Origin of the sequence: Kitasatospora cathayae, assembly GCF_027627435.1 — a bacterium.
Lineage (GTDB): Bacteria > Actinomycetota > Actinomycetes > Streptomycetales > Streptomycetaceae > Kitasatospora > Kitasatospora cathayae.
On sequence record NZ_CP115450.1, the window covers coordinates 3,247,441 to 3,265,432 of the forward strand.

Annotated in this window: 17 protein-coding genes and 1 riboswitch; of the genes, 1 reads left to right on the forward strand and 16 read right to left on the reverse strand. The window is 71.8% G+C overall.

Annotated elements, in window-relative coordinates; translation table 11 throughout:
* Positions 1-16: 16 nt before the first annotated feature.
* The 8 genes from O1G21_RS14270 to O1G21_RS14305 form a co-directional block, all read right to left on the reverse strand.
* A complete protein-coding gene (locus O1G21_RS14270; RefSeq protein WP_270143859.1) occupies positions 17-1,027 on the reverse strand; it encodes a methionine synthase in 1,011 nt (336 codons plus the stop codon).
* 34 nt (positions 1,028-1,061) lie between these two features.
* Entirely contained in the window at positions 1,062-1,751 is a 690-nt protein-coding gene (locus O1G21_RS14275; RefSeq protein ID WP_270143860.1) for an SDR family oxidoreductase, read from the reverse strand.
* Positions 1,752-1,764: 13 nt separating this feature from the next.
* Entirely contained in the window at positions 1,765-2,289 is a 525-nt protein-coding gene (locus O1G21_RS14280; RefSeq protein WP_270143862.1) for an LOG family protein, read from the reverse strand.
* A gap of 90 nt (positions 2,290-2,379) precedes the next feature.
* Positions 2,380-2,937, reverse strand: coding sequence for a Uma2 family endonuclease (locus O1G21_RS14285; protein WP_270143863.1), 558 nt, complete (start codon positions 2,935-2,937; stop codon positions 2,380-2,382).
* 132 nt (positions 2,938-3,069) lie between these two features.
* Positions 3,070-3,531, reverse strand: coding sequence for an NUDIX hydrolase (locus tag O1G21_RS14290; protein WP_405000804.1), 462 nt, complete (start codon positions 3,529-3,531; stop codon positions 3,070-3,072).
* A gap of 181 nt (positions 3,532-3,712) precedes the next feature.
* Positions 3,713-4,885 carry an alpha/beta hydrolase family protein gene (locus O1G21_RS14295; RefSeq protein ID WP_270143867.1) on the reverse strand — a complete coding sequence of 391 codons (1,173 nt, stop codon included), beginning with the start codon at positions 4,883-4,885 and terminating at the stop codon, positions 3,713-3,715.
* Positions 4,886-5,024: 139 nt separating this feature from the next.
* Positions 5,025-6,170, reverse strand: a complete 1,146-nt coding sequence (mnmA, locus tag O1G21_RS14300) for a tRNA 2-thiouridine(34) synthase MnmA (RefSeq protein ID WP_270143869.1) — start codon at positions 6,168-6,170, stop codon at positions 5,025-5,027.
* Between the two features lie 50 nt (positions 6,171-6,220).
* Positions 6,221-7,402: a cysteine desulfurase family protein gene (locus O1G21_RS14305; protein ID WP_270143871.1), complete on the reverse strand. Its 1,182-nt coding sequence runs from the start codon at positions 7,400-7,402 to the stop codon at positions 6,221-6,223.
* Between the two features lie 179 nt (positions 7,403-7,581).
* Between O1G21_RS14305 and O1G21_RS14310 the strand changes: the two genes are divergently transcribed.
* Positions 7,582-8,358, forward strand: a complete 777-nt coding sequence (locus O1G21_RS14310; RefSeq protein ID WP_270143873.1) for an IclR family transcriptional regulator — start codon at positions 7,582-7,584, stop codon at positions 8,356-8,358.
* Here the strand turns inward: O1G21_RS14310 and O1G21_RS14315 are convergent.
* The 8 genes from O1G21_RS14315 to O1G21_RS14350 form a co-directional block, all read right to left on the reverse strand.
* Complete coding sequence (locus O1G21_RS14315) at positions 8,264-8,923, reverse strand: trimeric intracellular cation channel family protein (RefSeq protein WP_270143875.1); 660 nt, start codon at positions 8,921-8,923, stop codon at positions 8,264-8,266. The genes O1G21_RS14310 and O1G21_RS14315 overlap by 95 nt on opposite strands.
* 141 nt (positions 8,924-9,064) lie before the next feature.
* Positions 9,065-10,111, reverse strand: a complete 1,047-nt coding sequence (locus O1G21_RS14320) for an ABC transporter ATP-binding protein (protein ID WP_270143877.1) — start codon at positions 10,109-10,111, stop codon at positions 9,065-9,067.
* Positions 10,112-10,145: 34 nt separating this feature from the next.
* The gene (locus O1G21_RS14325; RefSeq protein ID WP_405000643.1) at positions 10,146-11,255 is read right to left on the reverse strand and encodes an ABC transporter ATP-binding protein; all 1,110 of its coding nucleotides are present in this window, start codon (positions 11,253-11,255) and stop codon (positions 10,146-10,148) included.
* Complete coding sequence (locus O1G21_RS14330) at positions 11,252-12,262, reverse strand: ABC transporter permease (protein WP_270143879.1); 1,011 nt, start codon at positions 12,260-12,262, stop codon at positions 11,252-11,254. The genes O1G21_RS14325 and O1G21_RS14330 overlap by 4 nt, the downstream gene beginning before the upstream one ends.
* A gap of 99 nt (positions 12,263-12,361) precedes the next feature.
* A complete protein-coding gene (locus O1G21_RS14335) occupies positions 12,362-14,143 on the reverse strand; it encodes an ABC transporter substrate-binding protein (protein ID WP_270143881.1) in 1,782 nt (593 codons plus the stop codon).
* Positions 14,144-14,209: 66 nt separating this feature from the next.
* A complete protein-coding gene (locus tag O1G21_RS14340) occupies positions 14,210-15,199 on the reverse strand; it encodes an ABC transporter permease (RefSeq protein ID WP_270143882.1) in 990 nt (329 codons plus the stop codon).
* A gap of 459 nt (positions 15,200-15,658) precedes the next feature.
* Complete coding sequence (locus O1G21_RS14345; protein ID WP_270143884.1) at positions 15,659-16,618, reverse strand: enhanced serine sensitivity protein SseB C-terminal domain-containing protein; 960 nt, start codon at positions 16,616-16,618, stop codon at positions 15,659-15,661.
* A 115-nt stretch (positions 16,619-16,733) separates the two neighbouring features.
* Complete coding sequence (locus O1G21_RS14350; RefSeq protein WP_270143886.1) at positions 16,734-17,531, reverse strand: enhanced serine sensitivity protein SseB C-terminal domain-containing protein; 798 nt, start codon at positions 17,529-17,531, stop codon at positions 16,734-16,736.
* Positions 17,532-17,737: 206 nt separating this feature from the next.
* Positions 17,738-17,842: riboswitch (glycine riboswitch) on the forward strand.
* Positions 17,843-17,992 lie beyond the last annotated feature (150 nt).

The window sequence follows — 17,992 nt, forward strand, 5'->3', positions numbered from 1 at the left end:
AAGCCCTCCTACGTTCTCATTCCGGGTTGTCCACCAGGCTCTGTGCCGCCCGCGCCGCGAGCGACAGCGCCCTGCGCGCGTACGCCGGGGAAGCCCCGGCGAGCCCGCAGGTCGGCGTCACCAGCACGCGGCGGCCCAGCAGCTCCGGAGCGAACCCGAGCCTGCGCCACAAGGTCCTGACCCCCTGGACACTACCGGCCGGGTCCGACACCGCCTGGTCAGTGGCGGGGACGACACCGGCGAGGATCACCGTGCCGCCCTCCACCGCCTCGCCGAGGTCGTCGTCCTGGCGCTCGGTGAGCAGTGAGAAGTCGAGCGAGATCCCGGCCACCCCGGCCCGGCGCAGCAGCGGGATCGGGACCTCGGGGGCGCAGGAGTGCACCACGACGGGCGCGTCCAGACCGCGGATCAGCTCCCGCAGCACCTCCTCGGCGACCTGCCGGTCGACGGCGCGCAGCCGCTGGAAGCCGCTCGCGGTCTTCACCGCGCCCGCGAGGACGGCGGGCAGCGAGGGCTCGTCCAGCTGGAGGACCGGTTGTGCGCCCGGCACCCGCTTGCGGACCTCCGCGAGGTGGCGGCGCAGGCCCTCGGTGAGCGAGCCCGCGATGTCCCGGCAGGCGCCCGGGTCGGCGAGCGCCTTCTCGCCGTGCTTGAGCTCGATGTTCGCCGCCAGCGTCCACGGGCCGACGGCCTGGATTTTGAGCGCACCCTGGTGGCCCTGGGTGAACTCCTCCAGGGCGTCCAGGTCCTCGCCGAGCCAGGAGTGGGCGCGGCGGGTGTCCCGGCCGGGGCGGTCGGTGAACCGCCAGCCGCTGGGCTCGGTCTGCGCGAACAGCTCGACCAGCAGGCCGGCGCTGCGGCCGATCATGTCGGCGCCCGGCCCGCGTGCGGGCAGCTCGGGCAGGAACGGCAGGTGCTCCAGCGCCCCGGTGGAGGTCTTGGCGGCCTCCCGGGCGTCGGTGCCGGGCAGCGAGCCGACGCCGGTGGCGGCGCCGCGCAGGTCGGGGAAGGGGTGTCCGGTGCTCACCCGTCCGAGCCTAGTGCGCGGCGCCGGGTGGTTCTCAGTGCCCCGGGCGGACGGTGAGGTCGGTGATCTCGGCGTCCCGGGAGGCGTCCAGGGCGGCGAGGATCGCCTTGGCGACGGAATCCGGCTCGATCCAGCGGGCGGGGTCGTACTCCTTGCCCTCCTGCTGGTGCACCTTGACCTGCATCGCGGTGGCGGTGCGGCCGGGGTAGACCGAGGTCACCCGGACTCCGTTGGCGTGCTCCTCCTGGCGCAGCGAGTCGGCGAGCGCCTTCAGGCCGTGCTTGCTGGCCGCGTACGCCGACCACTCGGCGTGGGCGGTCAGGCCCGCGCCGGAGTTGACGAACACCACGTGGCCCTTGGCCAGGCGCAGCGAGGGCAGCATCAGCCGGGTCAGCTCCGCGGGGGCGAGCAGGTTGACGTTCAGCGTCTCCTGCCAGGCCTTGACCGAGAGGTCGCCGACCGTCCCCAGCTCGACGACGCCCGCGACGTGCAGCAGGGAGTCCAGCTCGATCGGCGGCTGCTGGTGCCCGAGGGCCCAGGACAGCTTGCCGGGGTCCCCGAGGTCCCCGACGAGGGTGCGGGCGCCCGGGAAGCGGTCGCGCAGCTCGGCGGCCCGGCGGGCGTCACGGGCGAGCAGCCAGAGCTCGTCCCCGCGCTCGGCGAGGCGTTCCGCGAGGACGGCGCCGATGCCGGAGCCCGCGCCGGTGATCAGATGTGCAGCCATGGCCCCGATCCTCTCAGGCCTTGAGCAGCTCGAACACCTCGGCGGGCGTGTCGGCGAAGCCGACCAGGTCGGCCAGCGGCCGCGGCAGGAAGCCCTCGACGTCCATCCGCTCCAGCTGGGTGCGCAGCCCCGAGTAGAAGCCCTCGGTGTCCAGCAGGACGACCGGCTTCTCGAACATCCCGTGCTTCTTGAGCTCCAGCACCTCGGTGACCTCGTCCATGGTGCCCAGGCCGCCGACCAGGACGACGACGGCGTCCGCCCGAGACGCCAACTCCCGCTTGCGCTCGGCCAGATCGGCGGTCATCACCAGCTCGTCCGCGCCGACGTACCCCTTGTGCTTCAGCATCTCGACCATGATGCCGACCAGCTTGCCGCCCGCCGCCTTCACCTCATCGGCGAGGAGCCCCATCAGCCCGGCGTTCGAGCCACCCCAGACCAGGGTGTGCCCGCCCTCCCCGAGGAGCCGGGCGAACTCGGCGGCGGGGGCGGAGTAACGGTCGTCGAGCGAGTACGCGGAGCAGAAGACGCAGATGTTCATAGTGCCGACTGGTCTATCACGCCCGCCCGCCCCCGCTCACCGGCATTACGCGCGGCGGCCCGCAGCCCCCTCACCCGCAGCTCCGGAGCATCAGTCCTTGTAGGGAACGAGCTCCGACAGGCTCAGCGTGAAGCCGAAGGGCTCGGGAATCGTGATCGCATCGCCGAACTTCCTGTCGCTACGGGTGTGATACCGGTCGTGGTCCGGCTCGGAGAACAGCGTCACCGTCTGCTGACGCGGGTCCACGATCAGATAGAGCGGGATGCGCATCACGGCGTAGTCGTGCAGCTTGTCCATCCAGTCGTTGCCCGGGTTGGACGGCGACACGATCTCCACCGCGATCAGAGCTTCTGCGGCTGGGGCCTTGTCGCCCGACTCGGAGAGGATGTCGATCGGAAGGTAGGTCAGGTCCGGCTCGCGTCCCTTCGAGACGTCCGGGCTGACGATTTCGCTTCGCTCGCTGGGCAGATAGCCCTCAGGAGCATGCTGCTCGAACTGCCTGCGCACCTGGGCCACGTTGAGCTGATGGATGTTGGACGGAGACGCCTGCATGATCAGCGTGTCCCCGGACCATTCGATCCGGACGCCCTCCGGGGCGATCCGCTCCAGCTCCTCGATGAAGTCGCGGTGCTGCTCGTAGAAGGTCATGCCGTCCACTATGGCGGACCTCGCCAACACCCCGGCCGGAAGTGCCCGCTCACTGCGGGTCGGCCCGGCGGTTCGCTCAGCCCGTGACGGGCCGATCCTCCCGGCGGCCTGCTCGGTGGGCAGGCCGCCGGGTCACAACAGCTGTCGGCCGTCGTGGGTTCGGACGCTCGGTGCCGTGTCGTCCCGGAGGGCGTCCAACAGGCGCACGGAGTAGACCTCGGTCATGCGGTCGGAAACCTCGGCCGGTGTGAGCCAGCCGACTTCGACCGTCTCGTCCGAGGGCCGCTCCGCCCCGCTCTCCGGTCGGCAACGGAAGACCAGCGCGACGATCCCGCGGCTCACGTTCTTGTAGACGCCGGTCAGCCGCTCCACGCGGACCTTGATCCCGGTCTCCTCATAGACCTCGCGGCACACGCCGTCCTCGATCGACTCGGTCAGCTCCAGCACCCCGCCCGGCGGCTCCCAGGTCCCGTTGTCGGCCCGCCGGATCGCCAGCACCCGGCCGTCGTCGCGTACCACCGCACCCGCAACGGACACCGAGTGGAGCGGCGTTGACTGGGGATTCCCGGCGCTGTTACTCATGTGCAGGAGGATAGGAGCCCTGATCCGATCCGGGTCTGGGCTGCCTACGGGGTGTCGGCGGCAGCCGCGTTGCAGGTCGTCACCGCCGCACTGGTGCTGATCAACCGCTCCCGCTGAACCCCCGCCCGTCCCGCAGCGCTGAACGGGCGGGCCCGGCCGTCCGCAGCGGACGGCCGGGCGCCCGGGAACGGGACTACGGGTGCTGGAAGAGCACCTCCGGGTTGGCCGCCGACGGGCCGTCGAGCAGGGGCTGGTGGATCCCCTTCAGGGTCTGGTCGAAGAAGGCTCCGACGTACTCCCGGGTCAGTTGCATGCCGCGCTCCGGCGAGGTGGTCGTCCCCGGCGGGAGGGGGATGCCGATCTCGGCGGCCAGGACGGTGACGTCCGTGAAGCTGCCGTGGTTGGTGCCCGTGACGGCCAGCCAGGGCTTGTAGCCGTCCCAGCTGGCCCAGGTCTGGCCCCACGAGGCGTCCCCGCCGCCGGCCGAGTGGTTGCTCACCTTGCCGAGCAGGAGGAACGAGCGCCCGTCCAGCTTGTCGGTCGGGACCGGCGGCCAGAAGGTGCCGTCCATGTTCACCCCGGCCAGGATCCGGCGGTCGTCGGCCATCGCGTTCAGCGTGGAAGCGCCGCCGATCGAGTGCCCGGCCATGCCGATCCGGTCGCGGTCGATCAGATGCGCCAGGCGCCAGGCCGGGTGGTGCCCGGTCAGCCGGTCCAGCACGAAGGACACGTCCTTCGCCCGGCTCTCCGGCAGCGCGTCCGGTGCGCCGCTGTCGCACAGCGCGCAGCCCGGGGTGGAGCCGTCGGCGAGGGTCTCGCCGGAGTCCTCGTAGGTGTGGCCGACCAGGGCCACCACGTAGCCGTGGCTGGCCAGGTCGGTCGCCAGGCCGGTCAGCGTGGCGCGGGGGTTCTCGAAACCCGGCGAGAGGACCACCAGCGGGAACTTCCCGCCCGCGGCCTTCGCGCCGGTGTAGGCGTGGGTGTCGATGTTCACGACGTCCTGCGGCTGGAGGCTGGTACCGGCCGGGACGCGCGTCGCCACGAAGCCCTGCGCCTCGCCGAGGCTCATGTACGGAGCGGGCTCGCCGGTGCCCGGCCGGGCCGGGTAGAACATCGACACCGCCAGCTGCCGGGGCCCGGCCGAGGGCACCCACGGGTCGGTGCGGCTGTTGTCGGTCAGGTGCAACACCTCCTCCCCGACCGCGTACCGCCCGGTGGGACGGGGCAGCTCCCCGTGGAAGGCGGCGGGGGCCGGAGCCTGCGCGGCGACGGCCGGCGCCGGGGCGGCCATGGCGGCCCCGGCGAGCGGGAGCGGAAGGGCGAGGACGAGGGCGGCGACGGCCGCGATACGGCGGGTTCGAGTCATGCCCCCGACGTTAGGTTCGCCGCCCAACTCCCCGAATCAGCCCGGCGGATGCCCTCTCCGGCCCCGGTCATCCGGGTGGTTCAGCGGCGTCATCCCTCCGGATGACGCCGCCATGACCCACTCAGGCGGTGGCCGCCGGTCAGCTCCCGACGGCGTTGACGGCCGGGCGCTCCGTCGTGGCGATGGTGGCGGAGCCGACGACGCGGGTGCCGTCGTACAGCACCACCGCCTGGCCGGGGGCGATGCCGCGGGCCGGGGTGTCGAGGCGGACGTGGAGGGTGTCGTCGACCATGGCGGCCGAGACCGGCACCTCCTCGCCGTGGGCGCGCAGCTGGGCGGTGTAGCGGCCCTCCGCCAACGGCTCGGTGCCGCACCACCGGGGGCGGATGGCGGTCAGCGCGGTGACGTCGAGGCCCTCGACCGGGCCGACGGTGACGGTGTTGTTCACCGGGGAGATGTCCAGGACGTAGCGCGGCTTGCCGTCGGCGGCCGGGCGGCCGATCCGCAGGCCCTTGCGCTGGCCGATGGTGAAACCGTAGGCGCCGTCGTGCTCGCCGAGCTTGGTGCCGTCGACGTCGAGGATGTCGCCGGTGGCGGTGCCGAGGTGCTTGGCGAGGAAGCCCTGGGTGTCGCCGTCGGCGATGAAGCAGATGTCGTGGCTGTCGGGCTTCTTGGCCACGGCCAGGCCGCGGCGCTCGGCCTCCGCCCGGATCTCCTCCTTGGTGGTGTCACCGAGCGGGAAGAGCGAGTGGGCGAGCTGGTCGGCGTCGAGCACGCCGAGGACGTAGGACTGGTCCTTGGCGCCGTCCACCGCCCGGTGCAGTTCGCGCTCGCCGGACGGCAGGTCGACGATGCGGGCGTAGTGGCCGGTGCAGACGGCGTCGAAGCCGAGCGCGATCGCCTTGTCCAGCAGCGCGGCGAACTTGATCTTCTCGTTGCAGCGCAGGCAGGGGTTCGGGGTCCGCCCGGCGGCGTACTCGGCGACGAAGTCGTCGATCACGTCCTCGCGGAAGCGCTCGGCGAGGTCCCAGACGTAGAAGGGGATGCCGATCACGTCGGCGGCCCGCCAGGCGTCCCGGGAGTCCTCGATGGTGCAGCAGCCGCGCGCGCCGGTGCGGAAGGACTGCGGGTTGGCGGAGAGCGCCAGGTGGACGCCGGTCACCTCGTGCCCGGCTTCGACGGCGCGGGCGGCGGCGACGGCGGAGTCGACTCCGCCGGACATCGCCGCGAGCACGCGCAGGCGGCCGGTGGACGGAGTGGTCGGGGCACCCGGGAAGTCAGTCATGGTGAGTACAAGCGTACGGGGCCGCCGGACATGCCCAGAGCCGCACCGGGCTACCGGCGTACGGCCGCCAGCCCGGCGTTGCGCGCCCGCTGCACCGCCGGGCCGATGGCGGCGGCCAGGGCCGTGACGTCCTCGCGCACCGAGGTGTGGCCGAGCGAGAACCGCAGCGAGGCGCGCGCCAGCAGCGGGTCGACGCCCATCGCGAGCAGCACGTGGCTGGGCTGCGGCACCCCGGCCGAGCAGGCCGAGCCGGTGGAGCACTCGATGCCCTGGGCGTCCAGCAGCATCAGCAGGGCGTCGCCCTCGCAGCCGGGGAAGGAGAAGTGGGCGTTGGCGGGCAGCCTGCCCTCGCCCGCCGGGTCGCCGTTGAGCACCGCGTCCGGGACGGCCGCCAGGACGGCGGAGACCAGCTCGTCGCGCAGCGCGCCCAGCGTCACCGCGTGCTCCGCCCGTCGCTCCACGGCGAGCGCCGCGGCGGCCGCGAAGCCGGCGGCGGCGGGGGCGTCCAGGGTGCCGGAGCGCACGTCGCGCTCCTGGCCGCCGCCGTGCAGCAGCGGGACGGGCGCGGCACCGCGGGAGAGCAGCAGCGCGCCGATGCCGAACGGGCCGCCGATCTTGTGCCCGGTGACGGTGAGGGCGGTGAGCCCGGACTCGGCGAAGGAGACCGGGACCTGACCCAGCGCCTGCACCGCGTCGGCGTGCATCGGGATGCCGTACTCGGCGGCCACGGCGGCGAGTTCGCGCACCGGCTGGATGGTGCCGACTTCGTTGTTGGCCCACATCACGGTGACCAGGGCCACCGAGGCGGGGTCGCGCTCGATCGCCGACCGCAGCTCCGCGGGGTGCACCCGGCCGTACTCGTCCACCGGCAGGTACTCGACCGTCGCGCCCTCGTGCTCGGAGAGCCAGTGCACCGCGTCCAGCACCGCGTGGTGCTCGACCGGGCTGCACAGCACCCGGGTGCGCGCCGGGTCGGCGTCCCGGCGGGCCCAGTACAGGCCCTTGACCGCCAGGTTGTCCGACTCGGTGCCGCCGCCGGTGAGCACGATCTCGCTCGGGCGGGCGCCCAGCGACTCGGCCAGCGACTCGCGGGACTCCTCGACCACCCGGCGGGCCCGGCGGCCGGCCGCGTGCAGGGACGAGGCGTTGCCGACCACCCCCAGGTGCGCCGTCATCGCGGCGATCGCCTCGGGCAGCATCGGCGTGGTCGCCGCATGGTCCAGGTATGGCATAACCATCCGATTGTAGAGGGCATACCCCGGGGCCCCACCAGGTGCGCACCGATCCGGCCACCCCGGCCATCCCGGCCACCCGGCGGACGGACGGCGGCCTCGGGCACTGGTTTGTACCACTGTGCCGCCCAGCGGTTAGCCTGGCGGACACTTCTCGAGCGAGTTCCAGGGGGGCCTCCATGTCGCAGTCGGTCGACCGCGCACTGACGCTGCTCGGCTCGCTCGGCGACGGGCCGCTCTCGCTGGAGCAGGCCGCGGGCAGCCTCGGGGTGCACAAGTCCACTGCGCTGCGGCTGCTGCGCACCCTGGAGGAGCACGGCTTCGTCCTGCGCCAGCCCGACCGGCGCTACCGGGTCGGCGGCCGGGTGCTCTCGCTGGCCCATCGCGCGCTGGAGGACTTCGACGTCCGGCAGGTGGCCGCGCCCCACCTGGCCGCGCTCAACGCCCGCTGCGGCTACACCGTCCAACTCGCCGTGCTGCACGACGGCGAGGTGCTCTACCTGGACGAGGTGGCCGGGCCGTCGGCCGCCCGACCGCCGCGGATCGGGCGGCGCGCCCCGGTGACCGGGACGGCGGTCGGGCGGGTGCTGCTCGCCGGGCTGCCGGAGGACGGCAGCCCCGAGGAGGAACTGCCGGCCGAGCTGGCGGCGGTGCGCCGCCGGGGCTGGGCGGCCGAGTCGGCCGAGCACCGGGAGCCGGTGACCTGCGTGGCCGCGCCGGTCGCGGGCAGCGGCGGGCGGACGGTCGCGGCCTGCGCGCTGAGCGCCCCGGCCAGCCAGGTGCCGCCGGCCGAACTGGCCCGGATGCTGCCGGAACTGCTCTGCACGGCCGAGGCGATCTCGCTCGCGTGCGGTGGCTCGCCTACTCCTCGCTGGTGCGAGAACCGTTGCGGTGCCAGGCCCGCGGGGCGCGCCAGCCGTACTTCAGGGCGAGCATCCGCAGCCCGAAGGCGGTGAGCGCGGCGCCGGTGCCGGTGGCGCCGGTGAGCCGGTCGGCACCGATCAGCAGGGCCACCAGGGTGGCGCCGACCAGGGCCGGGACGGCGTAGATCTCGCGGTCCCAGCGCAGCAGCGAGGGGATCTCCCCGGCCAGCACGTCGCGGATGACGCCGCCACCGGCCGCGGTCACCATGCCGAGCGCGATCGCCGCGACCGCGCCCAGCCCGTAGTCGTGCGCCTTGGCGGTGCCGGTCACGCAGAACAGCCCGAGACCGAGGGCGTCCAGGGTCTGCACCGCGCGGTTGATCCGCTCGACCTCGGGGTGCAGGAAGAACACCACCAGGGCGGCCGCGAGCGGGGTCACGAAGTAGCCCAGGTTGGTGAAGGCGGCCACCGGCGTCGCCCCGATGACCAGGTCGCGGATCACCCCGCCGCCCAGGGCGGTGGCCTCCGCCAGCACACAGATTCCGAAGATGTCCATGTTCTTGCGGACGGCGAGCAGGCCGCCGGAGAGGGCGAAGACGAATATGCCGGCGAGGTCGAGCGACTGCTGCACGTCGGAGGGGAAGATCTGCGAGGTCACCACACAACTATGACCTGCCGCGGAACCTTCCCCTCCGCTACGTCCTCAGTCAGCGGCGTTCTCCGGGCTGTGCCTCATCGTTCCCCTCGCTCCGCTCCGGACTGTGCCTATTCGTTCCCCTCGCTCCGCTCCGGACTGTGCCTATTCGTTCCCCTCGCTCCGCTCCGGGAAGTGACACGCCACCTGGTGCCCGGTCTTCAGCGCCGCCAGCGGCGGCTCCTGGGTCGCGCACACCTCCTGGGCCTTCCAGCAGCGCGTCCGGAACCGGCAGCCGCTGGGCGGGTTGATCGGCGAGGGCACGTCGCCCTTGAGCAGGATCCGCTCCCGACCGCCGCTCTGGCGCCGGCGCGGGTCCGGCACCGGGACGGCCGACATCAGGGCGTTGGTGTACGGGTGCATCGGGCTGCGGTAGAGCGAGTCGCGGTCGGCGATCTCGACGATCTTGCCCAGGTACATCACCGCCACCCGGTCCGAGACGTGCCGGACCACCGAGAGGTCGTGCGCGATGATCAGGTAGGTCAGCCCGAGCTCCTGCTGGAGGTCGTCCAGCAGGTTGACCACCTGCGCCTGGATCGAGACGTCCAGCGCCGAGACCGGCTCGTCCGCGACGATCATCTTCGGCTTGAGCGCGAGCGCCCGGGCGATGCCGATGCGCTGGCGCTGGCCGCCGGAGAACTCGTGCGGGTAGCGGTTGTAGTGCTCGGGGCTGAGGCCGCACAGCTCCAGCAGGTCCTGGACGGCCTTCTTGACGCCCCCCTCCGGCTGGACGCCCTGGAGCCGGAACGGCGCGCTGACGATGGTGCCGACGGTGTGCCGCGGGTTCAGCGAGGAGTACGGGTCCTGGAAGATCATCTGGATGTCGCGGCGCATCGGCCGCATCGCACCGGTGCCCAGGTGGCTGATGTCGGTGCCCTCGAACTCGATCTTCCCGCCGGTGGGTTCGTCGAGCCGGGTGACCAGGCGCCCCATGGTGGACTTGCCGCAGCCGGACTCGCCGACGACGCCCAGCGTCTCACCGGCGTTGACGGTGAAGTCGATGCCGTCGACGGCCCGCACCGCGCCGGTCTGGCGCCGCAGCAGTCCGCCGCGGATCGGGAAGTGCCGGGTCAGGCCGGTCACCTTCAGCAGCGGCTCGCGCTCGGGCGCGGGCGCCGGGGAAGGGATGGTGGCCCCCTGAGTGTCCGTCATCGGTTCTCTCCAGAAAGGTGGTACGGGGCCGGGCTCACAGCCGGGGCGCGATCTCTTCGGCGAAGATGCGGTGCCGCTCGTCGGCCGACAGGTGGCAGGCGGCGAGGTGCCCGGGTGTGGCCTCGGCCAGCAGCGGGAGCTCGCTGGTGGAGCGCCCGCCGGTCAGGGCGGCGTACGGGCAGCGCGGGTGGAAGGCGCAGCCGGACGGCACGTTGATCAGGCTGGGCGGGGTGCCCTTGACCGGCACGAGCCGTTCCTGCAGCTCCCGGTCCAGTCGCGGCATCGAGCCCAACAGGCCCCAGGTGTAGGGGTGTTCGGGCGCGTCGAAGAGGCTCGCGGCGGGGCCGCGCTCGACGCACTTGCCGCCGTACATGACCAGGATGTCGTCGGCGAGCTCGGCGACCACCCCGAGGTCGTGGGTGATGATGATGACGGCGGAGCCGAACTCCTCCTGGAGGTCGCGGATGAGGTCCAGGATCTGCGCCTGGACGGTGACGTCCAGGGCGGTGGTGGGCTCGTCGGCGATCAGCAGCGAGGGGTCGTTGACCAGGGCCATGGCGATCATCGCGCGCTGGCGCATGCCGCCGGAGAACTGGTGCGGGTAGTCGTCCAGCCGGCGGTCGGGCTGGGGGATGCCGACCCGGTCGAGCATCTCGATCGCCCGGGCCCGCGCCTCCTTCTTGGAGGCCTTCGGGTGGTGCACCCGGTACGCCTCGATGATCTGCGCGCCGACCGTGTAGTACGGGTGCATCGCGGTCAGCGGGTCCTGGAAGATCATCGCCAGTTCGCGGCCGCGCAGTTGGCGCACCCGGTCCGGTCCGGCCGCGATCAGGTCCTCGCCGTCGAGCAGGATCTCGCCGCTGATCCGGGCCCGCTTGGAGCGGTGCAGGCCCATGATGCCGAGCGAGGTGACGGACTTCCCGGAGCCGGACTCGCCGACGATGCCCAGGGTGCGGCCCTTGTGCAGGTCGAAGCTGACCCCGTCCACCGAGCGGACCAGGCCGTCGTCGGTGTCGAAGTGGATCCGCAGGTCGCGGACGGACAGGAACGGGTCTCCCAGCGGAGCGGGAGCGGCGTCCGCCCGGGCGGCGTCGGCCGGAGCTTCGGCAGGAGCGTCCGCCGGGGTCTTCTGGAGGTCGGTCACGAGAGCCTCACGCGGGGGTCGACGAGGGCGTACAGGAGGTCGACCACGAGGTTGCAGACGACGATGAAGAAGGCGGCGAGCAGGGTGACGCCGAGGACCTTGGGCAGGTCGTTGTCGGTGATCGCCTGGACGGCGAACTGGCCGACGCCGTTGAGCGAGAAGACCTGCTCGGTGATCAGCGCACCGCCGAGCAGCAGGCCGAGGTCCATGCCGAAGATGGTGACGATCGGGGTGAGCGCGGAGCGCAGCCCGTGCTTGACGACCACCTTGCGCTCGACCAGGCCCTTGGCCCGGGCGGTGCGGATGTAGTCCTCGCTCATCGTCTCCAGCATCCCGGCGCGGGTGAGCCGGGCGTAGAGCGCGGAGTAGAGGAAGGCCAGCGAGATCCACGGGAGGATCAGGTTGCGGGCCCACATCAGCGGGTCCTCGGTGAAGTCGACGTAGTGCAGGTTGTCCAGGATCGGCCACTCGTAGCTGAACACCGTCAGCAGCAGGGCGCCGGTGAAGAAGACCGGCAGCGAGACGCCGGCCAGGGCGACGCCCATGGAGAGCCGGTCGAAGATCGACCGCGGCTTGAGGGCGGAGATCACGCCGGTGGTGATGCCGGAGATCAGCCAGAGCACCGCCGCGCCGATGGCGAGCGAGATGGTGACCGGGATCCGGCTGGTCATCTCCGGCCAGACCTCCAGGTGGTTCTTGAAGGAGTAGCCGAAGCAGGGCACGTGGCAGGTGGCCGGTTCCGGGCCGAACTTGTACTCTGCGCCGCTGACCAGCGCCTTCAGGAAGTTCCAGTACTGGGTGTACAGCGGCTGGTCGAAGCCGAGGTTCTGCTTGACCGCCGCGATCGCCTCGGGCGACGGGTTCTTCCCGATGTACTGCGCGGCCAGCTGGTCGGTGGTCTCGCCGGCGATGCGCGGGAGCAGGAAGAAGATCGCGAAGGTGACCGCGCTGACGACCAGCAGCAGCACCGCGGCCGCGAGGATCCTGCGAACGATGTAGGCAAACACAGTTGGGCGGCTCCGGCGGCCCGCCGCCGTCCGGGATCTGCCGGACGGCGGCGGGCGCCGCTGCCTTCACCTGCCTTCAGGGATGCGGAGCCAGGCTCTTTACTTGGTGGTGCCGATGTTCAGGTAGTCGTACTCCCCCGACCAGGCCGGGTTGGACGCGAGGTTGGTGGCGCTGTCCGGGCGGTACAGGAAGACCTTGTAGTCGGTCAGCGGGACGTACACCGCGGACTCCATGACCTTCTTGTCGATGTCGGCGTAGATCTTCTCGCGGGCGGCCTTGTCCGGGTTGACGGCGGCGTCGTCGATCATCTTGTTGACGGCCGGGTCGTTCAGCTGGGCCAGGTTGCTGTTGCCGGACGGCTTGATCGCGCGGCCGTCGACGATCTGCTGCAGGAAGCCGTAGCCGGTCGGCCAGTCGGCACCCCACTGCATCATCATCAGACCGATGTTGTGGTCCTGGGTGAACTGCGGCGCGCCGGCCGAGTCGGTCAGGTACTTGCCCTGCGGGAACTGCTGGATCTCGACGTTGATGCCGACGTTCTTCAGCTGCGCCTGGATCTGGGTGGCCGCGGCGACCTCGGTCGCGCGCTCGGTGCGGGCGGTCAGGACGGTGCTGAAGCCGCCGTCCTTGCCGCAGGCCTTCAGCGAGTCCTTGGCCTTGGCCTGGTCGCCCTTGTTGCCCGGGGTCTCGTACAGGTTGAAGTCCTGGTGGCCCGGGATGTCCGGCGGGAGCACGGTGTTGGCCACCTGGCCGCGGATCGGGCCGCCGAGCGCGGTCTGCACCGCGACCTTGTCGATCGCGTACTGGACGGCCTTGCGGCAGTCGATGTTGTCGAACGGCGCGACCTTGGTGTTGATCGCCATGTAGACCAGGCGGCCGCCGTAGGCGTTGTCGGTCTTGGCCTTGAGCTTCGGGTCGCGCAGGATCTGCGCCTGGGTCTGCGGGTCGACGCCGCCGCCCACCAGGTCGACCTGGGCGTTGCCGGCCAGCAGGTCCTTGTCGATGGTGGCCTGGTCGATGTTCATCTTGAGCACGATCTTGTCCGACAGCTGCTTGCGGATCGGATCGGTGCTCTTGTCCCAGTTGGTGTTCGGCACCAGGACGGCCTGCTTGCCGTCCTCGTAGGTCTCGAACTTGTAGGTGCCGGAGGACACGATGTGCTTCACGTAGTCGGCACCGGTGTCCTTGGCCTGCGGGACCGGCGCGGTCTGCGGGGCGCTGACCAGGTAGTCGAAGTCGGCGAAGGGGTGCTGCAGGTGGAAGACGATCGTGGTGTCGTCCGGGGTCTCGATCGACTTCAGGTCGCCGGTCTTGTCCTTGTACGGACCCTGGTACGGCGTCGGGTTGTCGACCAGCAGGTCGTGGAAGTACGTCGGGCCGTTGGAGTTCACCTCGGGCGCGTAGTTCGAGCGCTCCACGGCGTACTTGACGTCCTTGGAGGTGATCGGGGTGCCGTCGTCGTACTTCAGGCCGGCGCGCAGCTTGTACGTCCAGGTCAGGCCGTCCGCGCTGGGCTGGCCCATCGACTCGGCGAGGTCCGGGACCAGCTTGTTGCCGTCCGCGCCGGCGGCCGGGTTGAAGGTGGTCAGCGGACGGGCGTACAGGCGCGAGAAGTTGTAGATGTACGCGTAGTAGGTGTTGCCCGGGTCGAGCGAGTCCGGGGTGCCCTTCATCTCGAAGGTGACCGTCCCGCCCTTCTTGTCCGAGGCGTTGACGATCTGTTTGGTGGCCGCGTCGGCACCACCGCCGCTCGCGTCGTTGGAGCCGGCCGAGGAGGAGGACGAGCCGCTGCCGCTCTTCGAGCTGGACGAGCAGCCGGTGATGACCAGGACCGCGGCGGCGGCCGCGGCGGTCAACGCGACGGTACGGGACCTACGCATGGGTGGGATCAACCCCTTGAGGTGTGGAGGAGGGAGGGTACTGACTCAGGATCGGTCGCTCTTGGGTCAGTTGCTCTTGGGATCGAGGGCGTCACGCAGCCCGTCGCCGAGCAGGTTGAACGCGAGCACGGTGATGAAGATCGCCAGGCCGGGGACCACCATGTACTGGGGGTCCACCTGGTAGTAGTTCTTCGCGTCGGCGAGCATGCCGCCCCAGGAGGACTGCGGGGGCTGGATGCCGACGCCGAGGAAGCTCAGACCGGCCTCGAAGAGGATGTTGGTCGGGATCAGCAGCGTCGAGTAGACCAGGATCGGGCCGACCAGGTTCGGCAGCAGTTCCTTGAACAGGATGAAGGGGCCGCGGGCGCCGAGGCTGCGGGCCGCGTGGACGAACTCCCGCTCGCGCAGCGAGAGGGTCTGTCCGCGCACGATCCGGCCCATGTAGGGCCAGTTGAAGAAGCCGATCACGAAGATCAGCACCAGGATGTGCAGCGGGAGGCCGTGCAGGCCGAACGCGCCGCCCTGGAGCGAGGCGGAGATCGCGATGGCGAACAGCAGCAGCGGGAACGCCAGGAAGACGTCCATCAGCCGACTGATCAGGGTGTCCACCCAGCCGCCGTAGTAGCCGGCCATCACGCCGAGCACGGTGCCGAGGGTGTTGGACAGCACGGTCGCGCCGAAGGCGACCAGCAGGGAGACCCAGGAGCCGTCGATCACGCGGGCGAGCAGGTCACGGCCCTGCAGCGGGTCGACGCCGAGCGGGTGGTCCCCGCTCATCCCGCCCCAGTCGCCGAGCGGGATTCCACCGAGGTCGGCGTCCAGCAGGTCGGTGTTCGACGCGTCGGGGTCGAGCCCGAACACGGACTCGATCGGCCCGGCCAGGACGGCCAGGAGGATCAGCAGGATCACCACGATGCCGCCGGCGACGGCGGCCTTGTCCCGCTTGAAGCGGGTCCAGGCGATCCGACCGAGGGAGCGGCCCTCGATCGTCTTGGCCGGGCTCGGGGAGGCGGGCGCCTCGGGTTCGTTCCCGGCGGTTGTCATGGGTGCGGTCATGGTCAGTTGGTCCCCTCGCCGACGGTGGCCGGCCCACGGGTGCCGGGCGCCGGTTCGGCGGTACGGCTGCGGACGTGCGGAGGTGCTAGGAGCTGGTGTTCGCGGCAGTACGTCGTGCACGGGGTACTGCCTCCACGCGGGATGGGCGTCGCATGGATCGAGCGGTCGGCGTGCGCGTTCACCTTCGTGGGGTTTCCAGTACGCGCGATGCGTTGCGCAGAACTCTCTGTCATCCGAACTGGCTTGCGCCAGCCCTGACAACCGACAGATGCCCAACTGTGATCTGCCCGCATGCACCTTCCCGCCGTTTGGCATATCCCTCTTCACACGGCTGTAACTGCCATGTCAAGATGTGCCGGTGCCAAGGCCGGAAAATTCGTCCCGAAAGCACCGAAGCCGACCTGATCAGGGATCAAGTCGGCTTCTTGCCCGAGGCTTTCACAACAACGGGTTCGGCAATCAGCGGCCCGGGTATCCGGGCCACGGCCGCTGGGGCTGCTGAGGTTGCCGGCCCCAACCCGGCGCCGGCGGCTGGGTGCCGTAGGCATAGCCCGGCATCGACTGCCCGGGGATCGGCTGCCCCGGCATCGACTGCCCCGGGTACGGCGGCGGCACCGGCGGGTACGGGCCGGTCGGCGGGCGACCGGCCTCCCGGTCGAAGAACGGCCGCGCGTTGGCGCGCATCCACAGCGCCACCGGGTCGTACTCGTCCGACATCGCCACCGTGGACACCGCGAGCCCCTCCGGGGCCACCGCGATCGCCCGCTGCATCAGCGCCCGCACCGCCTCCACCGCCGGCGGCGAACTCTCGTACAGGTCCAGGCCGATCGCCAGGTACGGCTCCCCCACCGACGGCTGCACCCAGGCCCGGCGCAGCGCCCGGACCGCGCGCACCTCGCCCGCCTGCCGCTCCAGCAGCGCGAAGAACTGCTGGGCGTTCACCTGCGGCTCGCTCAGCTTCAAGGGGCCGGCCGGCAGCCGGTCCAGGCCCGCGGCGATCCGCCGCAGGTCCGCCCACGGCACCCCGACCCCGCCGCCCGGCGCGTGCGGGTTGAGCCACAGGCCCCAGCGGGTGCGGTACAGCGAGGCGGCGATCTCCCGCCCGGAGATGACCTCGTGGGCCCGGGCCCAGCCGGAGGCCGTCAACTGCTCGGGCGAGGTGACGGCCGGCGCGTAGCCGTGGCCGCTGATCTCCATGTTCCCGTACTGGGCGTCCGGACTGCCCGGGCTGCCGTGCCACAGCAGCATCCAGACCTGGCCCTCGGCCAGCGCGTGCAGCAGTCGCTCGTACGCGTCCCAGCGCTCCGGCGCGACCTCGCGCAGGGCCTGCTCCAACGCGCCCGGATCCGCGCCCGGGCGCCCGGCCGGTGCCTGGCCCCAGGGCCCCGGCGCCCCGCCCGCTCCCGTTACCGCACTCATGCGCCCACCTCGCCGCGCCTCTTTCCTGAACCCGCCGGCCCGTCAGCCGCCTGCACGCACCCTATGGCGCGGCACCGGCCACCGCCACGGCGACGTGCCTACGAAGGATCCCCGCTCACGCCCGCGTGTGGAAGGGCATGACCTGGGTCAGCAGCCACTCGACCACCGGGTCGTCGGCGAGGTCGAGCAGCACGAGGTGGACGCCACCCGGCAGCGGCGCGGTTCCCAGCGCCCGCCCGAGCGCCTCGTTCACCGCACCCGGGTCGGCCGGGGCCACCGGGTCCAGCTGGACGCCCACGAACATCACGGTCGGCTCGCCCTCGATGCTGGCCAGCGCCCGGCGCGCGGTCAACACCCCCGGCAGGGCCGACAGTTCGGCCCGGCAGGCGGCCAGGAAGTGCTCCGGGTCCTCACCCGGCACCGGCTCGCGCAGCGCCACCCGGCCGCCGGTCGGCGCGTCCGGCTGCTGCTCCCAGCGGTCGTCCCGCGGCCCGCGGCGCAGCTCCGCCACGCCCTGCGGCGGCACCGGGATGCCCACCGCCGCCTCCGGGTTGACCGCGATGCCCACGCCCAGCGGCAGCCCGCGGGCGAACTCCCAGGCCGGGGCGATCGCGAAGGCCATCCCCGGCGCCTGTTGCAGGAACACCTCCTGCGATGAGAACACCGGTACGTAGGGGGCCCCGGCCAGCTCGACGGTCGGCAGGTCCAGCGACTGCCCGTTCGGGTCGCCCCCGGCCGGCAGCGGGATCCACACCTGGCTGCGAGCCAGCACCTCGATCACCCGCGGGGTCGCCCCCGGGTCGCCCAGCGCGGCCGTCAGCACCTGCTCCAGCTCGTTCGCCGGCCACGCACCGCCCGACGGCGCCGACTCCGGCCCGCCCCACCCCTGCTGCTGCTCCACCGGGTACCCCATGCGCGCCTGAACCGCCCTCTGCCGGTCGGCCGCCCACTGCTGTGCCGACGGGCAGATTCTAGGGCTCGGCTTCGAACGCACGTCGTGTGACCGGGTCCGCCGCACCGTGTGACCGGGTCCCCCCTCCCCTCCTCCGCGCGGACGTGCCATGATGTGCGCGTCCGACGGCATGCGCCGCGGGCCCCCACAACTCCACACCGGCCGCTCGAACCCGCGCGGGAGAGCCCGGAGTGCCCCTCAGGGGGCACAGCCGGCGCCGAAGGAGCAAGTCCTCCCCGGAATCTCTCAGGCCCCCCTACCGCGCGGGTTAGGCACATCTGGAAAGCGGCGCACGGCCCTGTCGCGCGCCCACCCACGGTGCAAGCCGCCATGCTGTCCCGCAAGCTGGAAACAGCTTCGGGCAGGTGGGCGGTGAAGCTCTCAGGTTCGACGACAGATGGGGAGACCCACGCCGCCGCATG